Source organism: Labilithrix sp. (assembly GCA_019637155.1).
GTDB lineage: Bacteria > Myxococcota_A > Polyangia > Polyangiales > Polyangiaceae > Labilithrix.
The window spans coordinates 385,637-401,126 of sequence record JAHBWE010000004.1 but is presented as its reverse complement, the minus strand read 5'-3'; the positions used below and the strand labels follow the sequence as shown (position 1 = coordinate 401,126).

At 71.3% G+C, this 15,490-nt stretch carries 14 protein-coding genes; 7 read left to right on the top strand and 7 right to left on the bottom strand.

The annotated features are described in order from the left end of the window. Window positions 1-140 precede the first annotated feature (140 nt). On the top strand, window positions 141-998 hold the full coding sequence (locus KF837_10310; protein MBX3227699.1) for a hypothetical protein: 858 nt from the start codon (window positions 141-143) through the stop codon (window positions 996-998). A gap of 11 nt (window positions 999-1,009) precedes the next feature. On the opposite strand, the gene KF837_10305 is transcribed toward KF837_10310, so the two are convergent. From KF837_10305 to KF837_10295, 3 genes are all read right to left on the bottom strand, one after another. Next, window positions 1,010-1,867: an Hsp33 family molecular chaperone HslO gene (locus KF837_10305; GenBank protein ID MBX3227698.1), complete on the bottom strand. Its 858-nt coding sequence runs from the start codon at window positions 1,865-1,867 to the stop codon at window positions 1,010-1,012. A gap of 92 nt (window positions 1,868-1,959) precedes the next feature. Next, window positions 1,960-2,871: a hypothetical protein gene (locus tag KF837_10300; protein MBX3227697.1), complete on the bottom strand. Its 912-nt coding sequence runs from the start codon at window positions 2,869-2,871 to the stop codon at window positions 1,960-1,962. 8 nt (window positions 2,872-2,879) lie between these two features. Continuing rightward, window positions 2,880-3,548 carry a hypothetical protein gene (locus tag KF837_10295; protein MBX3227696.1) on the bottom strand — a complete coding sequence of 223 codons (669 nt, stop codon included), beginning with the start codon at window positions 3,546-3,548 and terminating at the stop codon, window positions 2,880-2,882. Between the two features lie 60 nt (window positions 3,549-3,608). Between KF837_10295 and KF837_10290 the strand changes: the two genes are divergently transcribed. Beyond that, window positions 3,609-5,258: a hypothetical protein gene (locus tag KF837_10290; protein MBX3227695.1), complete on the top strand. Its 1,650-nt coding sequence runs from the start codon at window positions 3,609-3,611 to the stop codon at window positions 5,256-5,258. Then, window positions 5,258-6,280, top strand: a complete 1,023-nt coding sequence (locus tag KF837_10285; GenBank protein ID MBX3227694.1) for a hypothetical protein — start codon at window positions 5,258-5,260, stop codon at window positions 6,278-6,280. The genes KF837_10290 and KF837_10285 overlap by 1 nt, the downstream gene beginning before the upstream one ends. A gap of 2 nt (window positions 6,281-6,282) precedes the next feature. Here KF837_10285 and KF837_10280 read toward each other — a convergent pair whose 3' ends face one another. Next, entirely contained in the window at window positions 6,283-7,233 is a 951-nt protein-coding gene (locus KF837_10280; protein ID MBX3227693.1) for an alpha/beta hydrolase fold domain-containing protein, read from the bottom strand. Between the two features lie 34 nt (window positions 7,234-7,267). On the opposite strand from KF837_10280, the gene KF837_10275 reads away from it, so the two are divergent. After that, the gene (locus KF837_10275; GenBank protein ID MBX3227692.1) at window positions 7,268-9,073 is read left to right on the top strand and encodes an SUMF1/EgtB/PvdO family nonheme iron enzyme; all 1,806 of its coding nucleotides are present in this window, start codon (window positions 7,268-7,270) and stop codon (window positions 9,071-9,073) included. Window positions 9,074-9,078: 5 nt separating this feature from the next. Here the strand turns inward: KF837_10275 and KF837_10270 are convergent, their stop codons facing one another. Beyond that, a complete protein-coding gene (locus KF837_10270; protein MBX3227691.1) occupies window positions 9,079-9,510 on the bottom strand; it encodes a hypothetical protein in 432 nt (143 codons plus the stop codon). 91 nt (window positions 9,511-9,601) lie between these two features. Here KF837_10270 and KF837_10265 point away from each other — a divergent pair, with 91 nt between their 5' ends. After that, the gene (locus KF837_10265; protein ID MBX3227690.1) at window positions 9,602-10,729 is read left to right on the top strand and encodes an aminotransferase class I/II-fold pyridoxal phosphate-dependent enzyme; all 1,128 of its coding nucleotides are present in this window, start codon (window positions 9,602-9,604) and stop codon (window positions 10,727-10,729) included. Here the strand turns inward: KF837_10265 and KF837_10260 are convergent. Further along, window positions 10,724-11,533 carry a hypothetical protein gene (locus tag KF837_10260; GenBank protein MBX3227689.1) on the bottom strand — a complete coding sequence of 270 codons (810 nt, stop codon included), beginning with the start codon at window positions 11,531-11,533 and terminating at the stop codon, window positions 10,724-10,726. The two genes, KF837_10265 and KF837_10260, sit on opposite strands and share 6 nt — an antisense overlap. A 194-nt stretch (window positions 11,534-11,727) precedes the next feature. Beyond that, the gene (locus KF837_10255) at window positions 11,728-12,996 is read right to left on the bottom strand and encodes a hypothetical protein (protein ID MBX3227688.1); all 1,269 of its coding nucleotides are present in this window, start codon (window positions 12,994-12,996) and stop codon (window positions 11,728-11,730) included. 321 nt (window positions 12,997-13,317) lie between these two features. Here KF837_10255 and KF837_10250 point away from each other — a divergent pair, with 321 nt between their 5' ends. Both KF837_10250 and KF837_10245 read left to right on the top strand, forming a co-directional pair. Continuing rightward, window positions 13,318-14,262, top strand: coding sequence for a LysR family transcriptional regulator (locus KF837_10250; GenBank protein MBX3227687.1), 945 nt, complete (start codon window positions 13,318-13,320; stop codon window positions 14,260-14,262). 109 nt (window positions 14,263-14,371) lie between these two features. Then, the gene (locus tag KF837_10245) at window positions 14,372-15,445 is read left to right on the top strand and encodes a hypothetical protein (GenBank protein MBX3227686.1); all 1,074 of its coding nucleotides are present in this window, start codon (window positions 14,372-14,374) and stop codon (window positions 15,443-15,445) included. Window positions 15,446-15,490 lie beyond the last annotated feature (45 nt).

Sequence of the window (15,490 nt, the reverse complement as noted above, 5' to 3'; positions counted from 1 at the left end):
CCGCTGTAAGATGATGCACTCACTGCCCCCACGTTGAGACGCGGTTGTGCATTGCCTCGCAAACCTTCGAAATCGCGCCCATTTCCCAGATCTTCTTGCCCGTACGGAAACGTTCGCTCCGCTCATGCGTCCAAGAGCCGGTGGCCAAAACGTACCGACTGACGCGAGCCCTCGTCCTCTTCGCGCTCGCTGCCGTGCTCGCCGCCGGCATCTTCATCGTCCGGAGCGTGGTTCGTCACGCGATGGAGCCGTGCAAGGGCACGCTCGTCGAGGTCCCGCTCGGCGAGCTCACCGATCCGGCGCACGCCGAGCGAGAGGTCGAAGTCGGCTCGAACCTCGAGATCGAGGCCGAGCTCCGAACGAGCCGCGGAGGACCGTCGGTCTACGAGCAGGTCCGCGTCGTGTGGCGGCGCCCCGACGCCGCCTGCTCGTGCACCACGATCCCGCTCCCCGGCGGCGCGAAGACGTTCGAGCTGCGACGCGACCGCGAGACGGGCGCGTTCATCGCCGTCGACTACGTCGGGCGTCCGACGGTCGCGTTCCGGAAGACGGAGACGAGCGGCTCGGTCTTCCGTCCCAAGCGGCTCCTCGAGCCGAACAACGTCGGCGCCCTCGTCTTCCTCGTCGCCATCGGCGCGCTCTCCCTCGCGGTGTCGAAGGTCCTCCTCGCGCGCCCGTACGCGACGCGCCTCCGCAACTGGCAGAGCGCGACGCTCCGGAACGACGGCCTCGTCGAGAGCCCCACCGGCGCCTCGCTCGGCCGCATCGGCCCGCGCATCTACATCGCGGCGGGAGACGTCATCGTCGAACCCGCCGTCTACGAGGGCCGCGACGTCTACCGCGAGATGCCTCTCTTCGCGCGAAAGGACATCGCCGCCGGCCACCACGACCGCTGGACCAACGGCACGCTGCACCGCATGCGCGACGCCCGCACCCTCGCGATCCTCGCGACCGCAACCACCGGCATCGCCGTCCTCGCGCACATCATCAGCGCATAATCACGGCAGGATCAGTTTGCCGGGGCCAGGAGCGACTTGAGCTGGTCGACGGTGAATTTGTAGGTCTTGCGGCAGTAGTCGCATTCGATGTCGAGGGTGCGGCCGCCGTCGAGGAGGGACTGGATGTCGGCGCGTGGAAGCGAGGCGAGGCTGCCCATCAGGCGCTCGGGGGAGCAGTTGCAGCCGAAGGAGACCGGGCGATCGCCGACCTTCGTGTACGGCATGCCGTAGAGGGTCTCCGCGAGGAGCGCCGCCGGGGAGGCCGCGCCGCGCGCGAGGAGCGGGACGATGTCCTCGAAGTCGCGGAGGCGCTCGGTCATCACCATGAGCGGGCCCTCCGCGACCTCGGGGAGGAGCTGCACCATGTAGCCGCCCGCCGCGACGACCTCGCCCGCCGCGACGTAGGCGCCGACCGCGATGACCGTCGCCACCTGCTCCGACGCCTGCATGTACGCCATGAGCGCGCCCGAGATGGTGGGGTTGTCCTGCGGCACCTCGACGACGCCCTGATGGAGCGCGCCGTTGTGGAGCGTGCGCGCGATCTGGAGGACGCCCTGATCGAAGGCCATCGTCTTGGCGCCGCCGATCTGGAGGAGCCCGCGCGTCGCGCCGTCGGGGTGCGTGTCCGCGACCATGCGCGCGCGGCGATCGTTGCCCTGCAGGATCGCCTGGAGGCGGTACTCCGGCGCCATGCTCTCGCGGACGAGGACGGCGCCGGTGAGGAGGTCCGCGAACACCCGCGTGAGCTCGGCGCCCTCGGGGCGCTGCGCCTCGATCGCGCCGCGTACGGTCGCGGTCGTGTCGGCGGCGATGACGCGGAACGCGCCGTCGTCCGTCAGCGCGCGCAGCACGTTGTCTTCGTGAACCACTCCGGAGGATCTTCGCACGATCGCGCGTCCGCGTCGATCCGTCACCGCCGTCACCAACCGACGTCCGGATCGCCCGCAGGCATGGCTGGAGCTTACTCGATGCCGAGGTCGAACGAGCCACGGAGGCCGAGGTTCAGCGTGACTCCGATGCCGAAGCCGCCCTCCTTGTAGAGCGGGAGCTCGTCGACCTCGGGCGAGGGACCGAAGATCGACTGCGGGCGCGGCGCCTTCGCGCGCGAGAGGAACATGAAGTCGAGGCCGAGGAACGCGCCGACGCGGAACCACTTCGTGACCCAGTAATTCGCGCTGCCCTCGCCGCCGAGGAGGAGGCCCTTCACGTCGACGTCGGGCGGGAGGACGGTCCCTTCGGGGAGCGAGGAGCGGATGACGCTCGGCTCGATGCTCTGGTCGAACACGTAGCCGAGGTGCGCGCTGAAGATCGGCGTGACGGGGCGGTACTTGAGCGCGTAGCTCGCCGCGACCGCGAAGGACCAGAGCGTGAAGTCGGACGCGTCGTAGATGCGGTAGCGAAGGCCGATCGACAGGTCCTTCTTGCGGTAGCCCGCGGCGAGGCCGAGCAGGACGCCGTTCGACGCGCTGTTGTCGAAGGCCATCGACGACACGTCGATCGTGGCGAGGTCCGGCCGCGTGTAGCCGAGATCGGCCTGGACGTAGATCGCCTTCTCGGCCTCGACCGTGTCGTCCCACTCCCCCGGCGCGGGCTGCGGCTCCGCCGGCGCGGGCGTCGCCGCGGCGGCGGCCGCTGCCTTCTTCTTCTCTTCTTCCTCCGCCGCGGCCGCGGCCTCCGCTTCCTTGCGCTCCTGCTCCTTCTTCTTCTTCGCGGCCTCTTCCTGCTCTTGCTTCCTCTTCTGGCGCTCTTTCTTCGTGAGCGGACGGTTCCGTTGGGCGTGAGCCTCGCCCTCCCCGGGCAGATATGCCGCCCCGAGCGCGACTCCGAGCGAGAGCGCGAACACGGTCGCGCGGCTCGTACGCAAGATGGACATTGGCCGCATTAGACGACGCTCTCGCGGGGAACGCCACTTCGTTTCCGGCGCCGTCGTCCGCGCCACCAGCCGAGGAGAAGGAGGACGAAGCCCGCGGCGGTGGAGAGCGACGCGACGACGGCGCCGATCGCGGCGTTCCGGATCGCCGGCGGGAGCGCGTCGTCGTGGATGACGAGGCGACGCTCGAGCAGCGGATGACGTCCGACCCGATCGGGCCCGAGATCGACGTCGACGTCGAGCGGCGTGTCCGACGCGACGAGGAACGGTCCGGTCAAGCGCTCGACCGCGATCTCGCGCGCGGCGACGCGGGCCGGCGCGTGGAGCGGGCGCGAGTAGAACACGTTGGGGCGCTCGTTCGGATCGAGCCAGCCCACCGTCTCCGCGAGCGTGGTCCCCGCCTTGTCCTTCACCCGGACGACGAGCGACATCCGAGCCTCCACCGCCGCCATGCCGTCGCGGTCGGCGACGTGGGCGGGATCGAACACGGCCTGGACCGCGAGCGTGTAGCGGCGGCCTCCCCACGGCGTGAAGGAGTGGTGCGTCTGCCCGTCCGGGAGCGGCACCGACGCGATCGGGTTGCGCCCGTTCCACGTGAAGAACGTGCCGCACCCGTTCAGGGTGCAGACGACGAGCGCGACGAGACCGAGGAGAAAGAGAGCCGCACCGCCGAAGCGCACGCGCGCACGCTAGCACGAAGACGCTTGCGCATCCGCGAGCCTACGGAGATCCTGCGGGCGGTGAAGAGACTCGCCGGGGCGGTCGTGCTCGCGCTCTTCGCTCATACGTCGCGCGCGGGCGCGGCGGAGCCGTGGTCGGACGCCGATCCGGTGAGCCCGCCGGCGCGCCTGCCGATCAGCTCGTCCGTCGGCTTCAAGGGTGGGGTCGAATACCGCGCCAACGCCGCAGTCGTGAGGCCGCTCGATCTCGCGAGCGCGCGCGACCGGAACTACGGGGTGGTGGAGCATCGCCTCCGCCTCGACGCCGGCCTCGACTGGGAGGACAAGGTCCGCATCGTCACGTCGACCGACGTCCTCGACGGCGTCTTGTGGGGCGACAACGGCACGCGCGCCGACACCGTGCCGACGACGAGCGGCGCCGACGTCGCGACGATCAACCCGAACGCGGCCGGCCCCTGCGTCGCGCTCCGGCCCGGCGACTCGCCGACGAGCCCGGACAGCTATCGCTACGGCCTCTGCAGCGCCGATCCGGTGTTCGTGCGCCGGCTCTACGGCGACGTGCTCACGCCGATCGGCCTCTTCCGCATCGGGCGGCAGCCGTTCACGGAGGGCGCCTCGGTCGTGGTCAACGACGGCGACGGGCGCAAGAACCGCTTCGGCTTCGCGCGCCGCGGCAACAGCGCCGACCGCGTCCTCTTCGCGACGAAGCCGCTCGAGGCGTTCAAGCCGCCGGCGGAGCGCGACGCGAGCGAGGGGCGCGGCGGCTTCCTCATCCTCGCGTACGACCGCCTCTCGGGCGACAACCCGCAGCGCTACGCCGACGACCTCCACGGCTGGATCACGGCGCTGCGCTGGCTCGAGCCGACCCATCGCATCGGCGGCGACTTCGAGGCGCAGCTCTACCACGCGTACCGCTGGAGCAAGGACAACGACACGGGCGTCTCCGCGATCGGCGGGCGGCTGATGTCGAAGCTCGGGAGCGACCTCCACGCCGGGATCGAGGCGACCTTCCTCACCGGCGCGACACGCGAGGTCGGTGCGGCCTACCGCGTCGTGACGAACGATCCCGCGGTGAAGCAGGACATCCACCAGCTCGGCGCGCGCGCGGTCGTGCGCTACGACCGCCCGTTCTATTCGCTTTATCTCGAAGGCGATTATGCCTCCGGCGACGCCGACCCCAACGTCAACACCGCGCTCACGCAATTCCGATTTGCGCAAGACTCCCGGGTCGGGCTCCTCCTCTTCGAGCACGTCCTCGCTTATCAGAGCGCGCGCGCCGCCGCGTCGGGCATCGCGCTACTTCGTAATCTGAACGCGCCCTCCCTCCCCGTCGATCAGGTCGCCACGCGCGGCTCGTTCACCAACGCCGCCGCGCTCTTCCCGCAGGTCGACCTTCATCCGATCAAGGACATGTTGATCCGCGGCGGCGTCCTCTTCGCGTGGGCGCCGGCGCGCGTCGTCGATCCGATCGCGTCGCTCCAGCGCCGCGACGGAGCCCGCATCGACGACGACCTCGTCAATTACGCCGGCGGCCGCCCGGGCCGTTATTACGGCACCGAATTCGATCTCCGGCTCCAATACCGCCTCTACGAACATTTCGCGGCCGACGTGGAGGGCGCGATGCTCCTCCCCGGCAGCGCGCTGCAAGACGCCAACGGCGACGCGGTGCGGAGCTTCCTCTTCCAGACCCGCGCGAGCTTCTTCTTCTGATGCTGCCCCGAACCCTCCCCCTCCTCTTCGTCGCCGCGATCGCGTGCGAGCGCTACGAGGCCCCGCCGGAGCCGGTCATCGAGGGCGGCGAGACGGGTGTGCTGGAGGACTCGCGCGCGCCGCTCGTGATCCGCTTCGGCACGGAGATCGATCCGGCGACGCTGCGCCTCGCGATCGTGCACGACGTGACCGACGCGGAGGGGAACCTCGCCGACGAGGACGCCGATCCACAGACCCAGCTCGACGTCCTCCTCCGCCACGATCCGACGACGGACTTCAACACGCGCACGGAGCTCACGCCCGACCGCACCGCCGTCGTCCTCACGCCCGCGCGCACGATGCCGGTCGGCCCGAAGCTCCTCCTCCTCGTCGAGCCCGGCCTCCGCTCGCGGATGGGGCGCACCTCGAACCGGCGCGTGAAGATCCCCTTCTCCTACGGCGTGAAGTGCACCGGCGGCGCGACCCGGCTCGAGAGCGGCCGCTACTTCATGCTCTTCGACGTCGAGCGGCCGGTCGGCCTCCAGATCCAGATCTTCGCCGACCTCACGATCGATCCGACGAACGGCGCGCTGACCGGCCGCTTCACGAGCGGCGATCGCCGGACGGACCTGACCTGCCCGACCGCGTGCAGCGCCGACACGGTGTGCCGCCTCCTGCCCGCGCCGGCGTGCGCGCTCCCGTCCGAGATCGCGAACGACGTCGAGGAGCACACCGACTTCGCCCCGAACCCGACCCCGCCGATCGGCTTCTCGTTCGTCGCCGCGGGCTGCGCCGCCGACGACGGCGAAGGCACGGGCGTGCTCACCGCGCCGGCGACGATGGCGGTGGAGCAGCCGCCGGTCACGGCGGAGGGGCTCGTCCTCACCGCCCGCTTCGCGCCGGGCCCGGACGGCGTCGTCCGCGCGAGCGGCACCCTCACCGCCGATCGCATCGTCGCCGGCGCCACGACGGAGGGCGCGCCGATCCCGCCGGTCGATCTCGGCGCCGGCACCGGCAAGATGACGGCGCGCCGGATCCCCTGAAGTCAGGGCTTCGGGTGGGCGTCGAGGAAGGAGTAGACGGCCTCGGCCCACGCCGGCTGCGCGAAGGTGGGGACGTGCTTGCCGCCGGCGATCGTCCAGAGCTCGGCCGCGCCGGTCGTGCAGGCGTGGCGGGCGACGGTGGTCTCCGCGCCGGCGAGGGTGCGCTCGAGGTCGAGGGCGTCGCGCGCCGGCTCGAGCGTGGGGCTGCAGCCGTTCTTCGCCGCCCACGTCGCGACCGTCTGCTTCGCGCTCGGGTACGACTTGCCAAAGAAGACGCCGCCTTCGTAGGTGACGGTCTCGTCTTGATCGCCGTGGACCTGCAGCACCGCGACCGGCGCGGACGGCGTGCACTTCGTCGCGTCGGCGAACTGGCCGCCGGCGAGGCTCACGATCGCCGCGATCTCGCCGGCGAGCTCGCACGCGAGGCGATGGCTCATGAAGCCGCCGTTCGAGTGGCCGACGACGTAGACGCGCTTCGGATCGACCGCGTAGCGCAGCTTCATGTCGGCGAGGACCGCGCGCAAGTAGGCGACGTCGTCGACGGCGGCGTTCACGAAGTTGCAGCATGCGTCCGTCGCGGCCCAGAACGGGTTGCCGGCGGCGTCCTTCGTGCCGTTCGGCAGGGCGACGAGGAAGCCCTTCGTCTCCGCGAGCGCGCTGATGCCGAAGTAGGCGTCTTGGTCCTTCGCGTTGCTCGTGTAGCCGTGGAGCAGCATGACGAGCGGCGCCGGCTTGCTCGCGTCGTAGCTCGCCGGCACCGTGCGCTCGTACGGCCGCGCCGTGAGGAGCGGATCGTCCGGCTCGCCGCCGCTCGACGACGACGACGACGTCGATGAAGACGACGATGACGACGTGGACGACGACGATGAAGACGCGACCGGCGCGCCGCTCGTCCCGCCGTCGGAGCAGCCAACGGCGACGAACGCGAGCGCGAGCGCGGACAGGAGCTTCACGGCCGGGACCTTAGCAGTAGAATGCGCGTGGACGATGGCGGACGGCGCGTGCCCTTCGTGCGGTCAGGCGCTCGCGGCGCCGGATGCGCGCTTTTGTCATCATTGCGGCTTCGCGATGACGCCGGCCGCGCCCGCCGCCTCGGCCGCGCCCGTCGTCGCGCGCTCGAGCGACACGCAGTTTGCGTCGACCGAGCTCGCGGCGCCGCTGTCGCCGCCGCCCGCGACGAGCCTGCCGCCGATGCGCATCCCGGAGGGCACCACGATCGGCGTGTACCGGATCGAGTCGGTGCTCGGCGAAGGCGGGATGGGCGTCGTCTACAAGGCGCGCGACATGGCGCTCGGCCGCGACGTCGCGGTCAAGTGCCTCCACCTGAACCTCGCCGGCGATCCGGAGGTGCGGAACCGCTTCGTGCGCGAGGCGCGCGTGCTCCGGACGTGGAGCCACCCCGGCGCGGTCGCGGTCTACGACTTCATCGAGCACGAGCACGTCCTCGCGATCGTGATGGAGCTCGTCGAGGGCGAGAACCTCGCGCAACACCTCGCGCGCTGGCGCGGGAAGATGCCCTACGACGAGGTCCGCACGATCATGGGCGACGTGCTGCTCGCGATGGACGACGCGCACGCGAACGGCGTCGTCCACCGCGACCTCAAGCCGGACAACGTCCTCGTGCGGAAGGACGGCGCCCGGCTCCGCCCGAAGATCGCCGACTTCGGGATCGCGAAGGTCCTCGAAGGCACGACCTACACCGTGAGCGGCGCGCTGCTCGGGACGTGCCGCTACATGTCGCCGGAGCAGGTGAAGACGCCGAGCCTCGCCGATCATCGCTCCGACATCTATTCGCTCGGCGTCACGCTCTACGAGCTCGTCGCCGGGCGCCCGCCGTTCGACGGCACGCACTTCAGCGTGATGATGGCGCACGTCACCAACGTGCCGCGTCCTCCCGGCAAGCTCCGCCCCGACGTCCCGCCTCCGCTCGAGAAGCTCATCCTCGAGGCGCTCTCGAAGGATCCGACGAAGCGCCCCGCCTCGTGCGCCGCGTTCCGCGAGCGCCTCCTCGACGCGCTGCCGCCGCCGGCGTCGGAGCGCATGACCGCGACCGCGGTCTCGTCGTCGGTCCCGCTCCCCACCACCCTGCGCGAGACCGGCGGCCGCGAGATGGTCCTCGTGCCGGGCGGCAACTTCGCGATGGGCCCCGCGCGGCGCGAGATCCATATCGATGCATTTTACATAGATCGCACCCCCGTCACGAACGCGCAGTTCCTCGTCTTCCTCGAGACGACGCAGTACCGCCCGACCGACGCGGGGGCGAAGCGCTTCCTCGCGCACTGGCGCAACGGGAGGCCGGCGCGCGGCGACGACCGCCACCCCGTCGTCTACGTGTCCTGGTACGACGCGCGCGCGTACGCGAAGTGGGCGGGGCAAAGGCTCCCGGCCGAGGCGGAGTGGGAGAAGGCGGCGCGCGGCACCGACGGCCGGCGCTACCCGTGGGGACGGGCGGAGCCGAAGCCGAGTCACGCGAACTTCGCGCGCGTCCGCGAGGGCACGACCATCGTCGGCGCGTACCCGGAGGGCGCGTCGCCGTACGGCTGCCTCGATCTCGCGGGCAACGTCTGGGAGTGGTGCGAGGACCTCTTCGACGAGGACTTCTACGAGAACGGCCCGAGCATGAACCCGAAGCTCGCGCCCTCGCCGCAAGGAAAGAAGGGCGCCGGCCACGTCATGCGCGGCGGCTCCTTCATGTACGACGCGCGCGCGCTCCGCACGTACGCCCGCATCTCGTTCGATCCGCACTACCGCTTCGCCGAAGGCGGCTTCCGCTGCGCCAAGACGCCGGCTTGACGCAGCTACGCCGCGGGGCGCCGGAACCCGTTCGCCCACGCGGCGCTGACGACGAGCGCGGGGAGCACGACGACGGCGAGCAAGAGCGCGGCGATGACGTCGTTGCCGAGCCTGCCCTGGAACTCGATCCCTCGCTCGCCGACGAACGACGCGACGAGGGTGACGAGCCAGTTGCCGTAGGTCGGCAGGAGCGCGCCGTTCGCGAGCCGCTCCTTCGCCTTCGCGTCGTACGAGAGCATCGGCAACGTCCACGCGATCGCGACGAGCCAGAAGCAGCCGAACAGCGCGTTCAAGTGCGCCGCGAGCGCGAGGTGCGGGACGTCGACCTTCACCTTGCCGGCGAGCGCGATGCCGCTCCAGATGCCGGTGAACATGCCGATCGCCATGAGGAGCGCCGCGCGCCCGACCACCTTGCGCTGGAGCGGATCGAAGGTCACGAGGAGCGACTACGTCGCTGGGACACGAACGGTTGCACCGTCCAGCTCAGCACGTACGATGCGGGCTCGTGGCGGAGGCCAGGAAGAGCGCTTGAACCATCCGTTCGACGATGTGAGCGAGGCCGCGCTGCGCGTTCGGCAGAGCGCGAAGTGGAAGGTGTACCCCGACGACGTGCTCCCGCTGTGGGTCGCGGAGATGGACTATCCGCTCGCGGACCCGATCAAGCGCGTGCTCCACGCCGCGATCGACGCCGACGACGCGGGCTACGCCGATCCGCGCGGGCTCGGGGCCGCCTTCGCGCCGTGGGCGAAGGCGCGCTGGGGCTGGGAGGTCGATCCCGCCGACGTGAAGGTCGCGCCCGACGTCGTCACCGCGCTCACCGAGCTCCTCCTCGTCACGACGGAGCCGGGCGACGGCGTCGTCATCGATCCGCCGGTGTACATGCCGTTCGCGTGGACGATCCGGCGCTACGGGCGCACCGTCGTCGAGGCGCCGATCGCGAACGGCCGCCTCGACCTCGAAGCGATCGCGCGCGCCTACGCGAGCGGCGCGAAGGTGCACGTCCTCTGCTCGCCCCACAACCCGTCCGGGACGGTGCACACGCGCGCGGAGCTCGAGGCGATCGCCGCGCTCGCCCGCGCCCACGACGTGCTCGTCGTCAGCGACGAGATCCACGCGCCGCTGACGCACGCCCCGCACGAGCACGTCCCCTTCCCGCTCGTCGATCCGAGCGTCAGCGTCGTCCTCACGTCGGCGTCGAAGACGTTCAACCTCGCCGGCCTGAAGGCCTCGGTGATCGTCGCCTGCCACGATCGCGCCCGCGCGGTGGTGGGGCGGCTGCCGGTGGAGCTGCCGTACCACGCCGGCCACCTCGGCATCGTCGCCGCGCGCGCGGCCTTCGAGCACGGCGACCCATGGCTCGCGGAGACGAGGCGCATCCTCGATCGGAACCGCGCGCTGCTCGGGGAGCTCCTCGGGGAGCACCTCCCGCGCGTGCGCTACACGCCGCCGGCGGCGGGCTACCTCGCGTGGCTCGACTGCCGCGCGCTCGGGCTCGGCGCCGATCCCGCGAAGGTGTTCCTCGAGCGCGCCCGCGTCGCGCTCTCGCCCGGCCCGCCGTTCGGGACCAACGGCGAGGGCTTCGCGCGCCTCAACTTCGCGACGACGCGCGCGATCCTCGAAGAGGCCGTCCGCCGGATGGCGGGGGCGACGTCATAGCGCCGTCTCGTCGAACTTCGCCGCGGGGACGACGGCGCCCTTCGCGTCGATCGAGTACGTCGTCGTGAACGTGCGCGTCCGGTCGGGCTCTCCCTCGCCGTGATGCGCGACGGCCTTCGCCTCGACGACCTCCGCCTGCGCGCACGCGGCGCCCGCGCGGCACGACCGCGCGGAGGCGAGCGTGAGCTCACCGTAGTCGTCGTCGTCCTTGTAGTAGCCGCGGCCCGACTCGATCGTCACGACGACACGGTCGCCGTCCTCGTGGACGTCCTTGATCGCGACCTCGCGCTCGATCGAGCCGCAGCCGGGATCGTCGTCGAACGCGTTGAGGAACGGAGTGCGGACAGCCTCCCAGCCCGACGTGCCGAGGACGAGGAGGTAGACCTCCGTTCCGCCGCCGATCTCGACGCGGACCGCCTTGAGATCGAGGAACGGATCGGTCATCGCGCCGGCGAGCGCCTCGGGGAGCTCGTTGCAGGCCGGCTTCGCGTTCAGCGCACCCATGCCGTTCTGGATCCAGCTCGCGTTCGCCTCGGCGATCCGCGGCGCGACGAGCTTCTCCTGCGCGGCGCAGAACGCGCGGACATCCGCGAACGCGCCGGTCGGCAGCCGATCCGCGACCGGATCGACGACCGGCTCCACGCGCGCCGGCGCCTCGGGTTCGCTCAGCGAGCTCGGCGTCGCCTCGTCGAGCTCGAGGATCGGGGTGGGCTCCGCCGTGACCGTGACCGGCTCCTCCTTCGCCGAGGAGGCGCACGCGAACGCGGAGGCGAGGAGCAGGGTCGAGAACACGAGACGCTTCATCGACCGGAGCACCTTTCACGGCCCGTGCCGCGACGAGAACACGGAAAAACCAGAGCGAGCCGCGCCCGCGCCGTGGCCGCCGAGCCACGCGGCGTGTCTCGTCCCCCTCGACGGAGGGGCTCACGCCTTCGCGCGGAGCAGGGCGACACCGGCGAGCACACGAAGTCGGAGCCTCGCGTCGTCGCGGTGGTCGCTCACGGCTCGTAGCGCGCGAGCGCGAAGGCGGAGGAGTCCGCGAGCGCGGAGCCGGCGAGCACCACCCGCGTCTCGCCGGGGGTGGCGGCGGGCTGGAGCGCGAGCGCGCGCGCGAGCCCGTGCGCCGATCCTGCCATCGGCGTGAGCACGATCCCGCCGGCGCCGAACGTCGGATCGAGCGCGCCGGCCGCGTCGAGGCAGAGGAGCGCGAACTGCCGGCGCGCCCCCTCGCCGGCGCGCGCGAACCCGCCGACGACGACGCGACCGTCCGCGAGGAGCCCCAGGCCCGTCCCCATCCCCTCCTCTGCCTCCTCCGCCGCGCGGATCGCGACGCGCTTCGTCCCGCCCTCGCCGAAGCGCGGATCGGGCGCCCCGCGCGCGTCGATGCGCGCCGCCGCGACGTCGCCCTGCGCGTGACCGGTCACGACGAGCGCGCCGTCCGCCGCCACGGCGACGGCGTTGAAGGCTCCGCTCGCCGCGTCGAAGAGGCCTCGCACGAAGCCGGCGTCGCCGAAGCTCTCGTCGACGCGGCCGTCCGGGAGATAACGAGCCACGACCGGTCCGCCGTCGGTCCCGACCACGACGATCCGAAGCTCGCCGTCGACGGAGTGAAGCGCCATTCCGTAGATTGCGTCCCTCCCGGCTCCACCGACAACGTCGGTCATCACCTTTCCATCGACTCCGAAGCCGTCGTCGAGCGCTCCGTCGGCGCGGTAGCGAGCGAGCGCGAAGTCCAGGCCGGTCGCGTCGGCGAAGGAGGACCCCGCGACGACGATCTTGCCGTCCGGCTGGACGACCACGGCGTGCGCGCGATCGACCGGACCCCCGAAGGAGGTGAACACGCGCCCGTCGCCGCTCGGCCCGAACGAAGGATCGAGATCTCCGCCCGCCGTGTAGCGCGCGACGAAGACGTCCGTGCCCGTCGGCGCGCCGTGCGACGCCCCTGCCACCACGATCTTTCCGTCGTCCTGCAGCGCGACGGCGAGCCCCTCCGCGCTCGCGCCGAACGCCGTTCGGACCACACCTCGATCGCCGAACGACTCGTCGAGCGCGCCGTCGGGCTCGTAGCGGACCAGCGCGACGCGCAGGCCCCGCGGCCCCACCGCATCTCCCACGACGAGGATCCTCCGATCGGGCTGCACCACCATCGCGCGCACGTCGGCGTCGCCGGGCCCCAGCTTCGTGACGACGAGCCCCGCGTCGCCGAAGGAGCGATCGAGGCCACGAACGCGCGCGGACGCGTCCTCCACGATCGACGCATCGCTCACGATGGACGCATCACCCACAATCGACGCATCACCCACAATCGACGCATCGCCCACGATGGACGCGTCGCCCACGATCGTGGAGCCGCCCGGGTCCGCGTGTTGAAGAGCCGGCTCTCCCGACACGCACGCGGCGGGGAGGAGGAGCGCGGCGAGCACGACACCACGACGACGCGTCATGGCTCGCGCGCCGTCGATCTTCGTTCGTCTCGGCACGTCCTGTCTCCCTGCGACCATGAGCAAGAAGATGGGCCGAGAACGGTCCCACGATAAGACCGAGCGCGGGCACTAGACTGCGGACAGTTTGTCCACAATACTCCGGGCGTGGACCTGACCAGCGGGATCCAGACGTTCGTCCGCGTCGTCGAGCACGGGAGCTTGACGCGGGCGGCGCGCGCGCTCGGCGTCACGCCGTCGGGTGTCGGCAAGACGCTCACGCGGCTCGAGGGTGAGCTCGGGCTACGACTGCTCACGCGCACCACACGCCACGTGGCGATGACCGAGGACGGCGAGCTGTTCTTCGAGCAGTGCCGCAAGGTGCTCGACGAGCTCGAAAACGCGCGGAGCATGATCACGAGCCGGCGCGCGGCCGCACGCGGGCGCCTGCGCGTCACGATCGCCTCGACGTTGGGGAAGCTCTATCTCGTGCCGGCGCTCGTGGACTTCGTCGCGAAGCACCCCGACGTGAAGCCCGATCTCTTGCTCACGGACCGCTTCGTCAACATCGTCGAGGAGGGGATCGACGTCGCGATCCGGATCGGCGGCCTCCCGGACTCGTCGTTCGCGGCGCGGCGGATCGGCACGCAGCAGATCGTCACCGTCGCGCCTCCGACGCTCGCGCGTCGCCGTCGGATCGCGACGCCGGCGGACGCGATCGCTCTTCCCGCCGTACTCTTCCGTCGCCCGTCGAGCGGGACGCCGCGGCCGTGGACCTTCGCCGAGCGCGGCCACGTGCTCACGCTGCATCCGGAGCCGCGCATGAGCATCGACGACGGCGAGGCGCTCGTGGCCGCGGTCCGCGCCGGGCTCGGCGTCGCCCAGGTCCCGAGCTACATGGCGGAGGTCGCGCTCGCCGCCGGCGAGGTCGTGGAGGTCCTGAGCGCCTTCCGGCCGCCGAGCGAGCCGATCTTCGCCGTCCACCCGGCGCGACGGAACCAGCCGCTGCGCACGCTCGCGTTCATCGAGTTCCTCGCGACGCGCCCGATCGAGCCGGCGGTCCTCGGCGGGCCGTCGAAGAGCCAAGCGCCTCCTCGCCGGCGGAGCCGCTGAGCGCGCCTCAGCGCCGCGGAGCCGCGGAGCGCCTCGGCGCCTCGCCTGTACGGGGTGTGGCGGTGATGATAGCGTCGCCGTCGTGCAGGGGCGTGCTGGGCTGGGCGTCGTGATCTTCGTCGCGGCGAGTGTATGGTTGGCTTGCACGGGTGGTGGCTCCGGCTCCGGCGACGATCCCTCCTCCACGTGCGGGCCGGAGACGCGCTGCGCGGATCCGCCGGACGCTGCCACGTCGTCCACCTCCTCCTCTTCGTCGTCTTCGTCTTCGACTTCGACCTCCACGTCGTCCTCCTCTTCGTCGTCCTCGTCCTCGTCGTCGTCGTCCTCCTCCTCCTCTTCGTCGTCCTCGTCCTCGTCCTCCGGCGGCACGAACGTCGACTACGGGTCCTACTTCGACGCGTACTGCACCTACCAGGTTCGGTGCTACCCGAGCCTCTACGCAGACCAGGCGGCGTGCCGCGCTTCGTACGACGCGATGCCCGCCGGATCGCTCGACGGCCTCCCGCTGCGGACGCAAGGAGACGTCGACGCGTGCGTGACCAAGCTCCAGACGCTGACCACCTGCGACGGCGCCCTCGCCGCGCTGCTCAGTCCGGAGTGTCAGCCCCCCGGGTCCCTCGAGGACGGCGCCCCATGCATCAGCGCCTCGCAATGCAAGAACGGCGCGTGCAACGGGGCCACGACCACCGCGTGCGGCACATGCGCGCCGGGAGGCAAGCTCGGCGACGACTGCGAGAGCCTCATGTCATGCCGGCTCGGGCTCTTCTGCATCGACGGGAAGTGCGCGGGGCCGATCCCGCGAGGCGGCACGTGCAGCTCTCTCTCGACCCCCTTCTGCGACGTCAATACGAGGTGCGTCGCCGGCGTGTGCACGGACGGCGTGGACGTCGGCGGCGGCTGCACGATCGCGTACGGCGGTCAGGAGTGCAAAGCCCCCCTCCGGTGCGACTTCTCCTCGCTCGAGTGCGCGCCGAAGGCGATCAAGAACGTCGGTGAGACGTGCTCCTTCGCCGACGAGGACATCTGCAAAGCCTCCTACTGCGCGGACGGCATCCCCGGCCCAGGCACGTGCAAGCCCTACGTCCAGAAGGGCGAGGCCTGCACGAGCGGCATCGAGTGCGCCCCGATGCTGTCGTGCGTGAACGGCACGTGCGAAGACGCGGCGAGCTCGACCTGCGAGTAGCCCGCGGCGTCACCTCCCAAGCGAATACACCATTGGGGCGAGCCT

Coding starts and splice junctions, on each gene's coding strand:
- KF837_10300 (MBX3227697.1), bottom strand. CDS start 2,871: ATGTCCATCTTGCGTACGAGCCGCGCGACCGTGTTCGCGCTCTCGCTC.
- KF837_10285 (MBX3227694.1), top strand. CDS start 5,258: ATGCTGCCCCGAACCCTCCCCCTCCTCTTCGTCGCCGCGATCGCGTGC.
- KF837_10275 (MBX3227692.1), top strand. CDS start 7,268: ATGGCGGACGGCGCGTGCCCTTCGTGCGGTCAGGCGCTCGCGGCGCCG.
- KF837_10260 (MBX3227689.1), bottom strand. CDS start 11,533: ATGAAGCGTCTCGTGTTCTCGACCCTGCTCCTCGCCTCCGCGTTCGCG.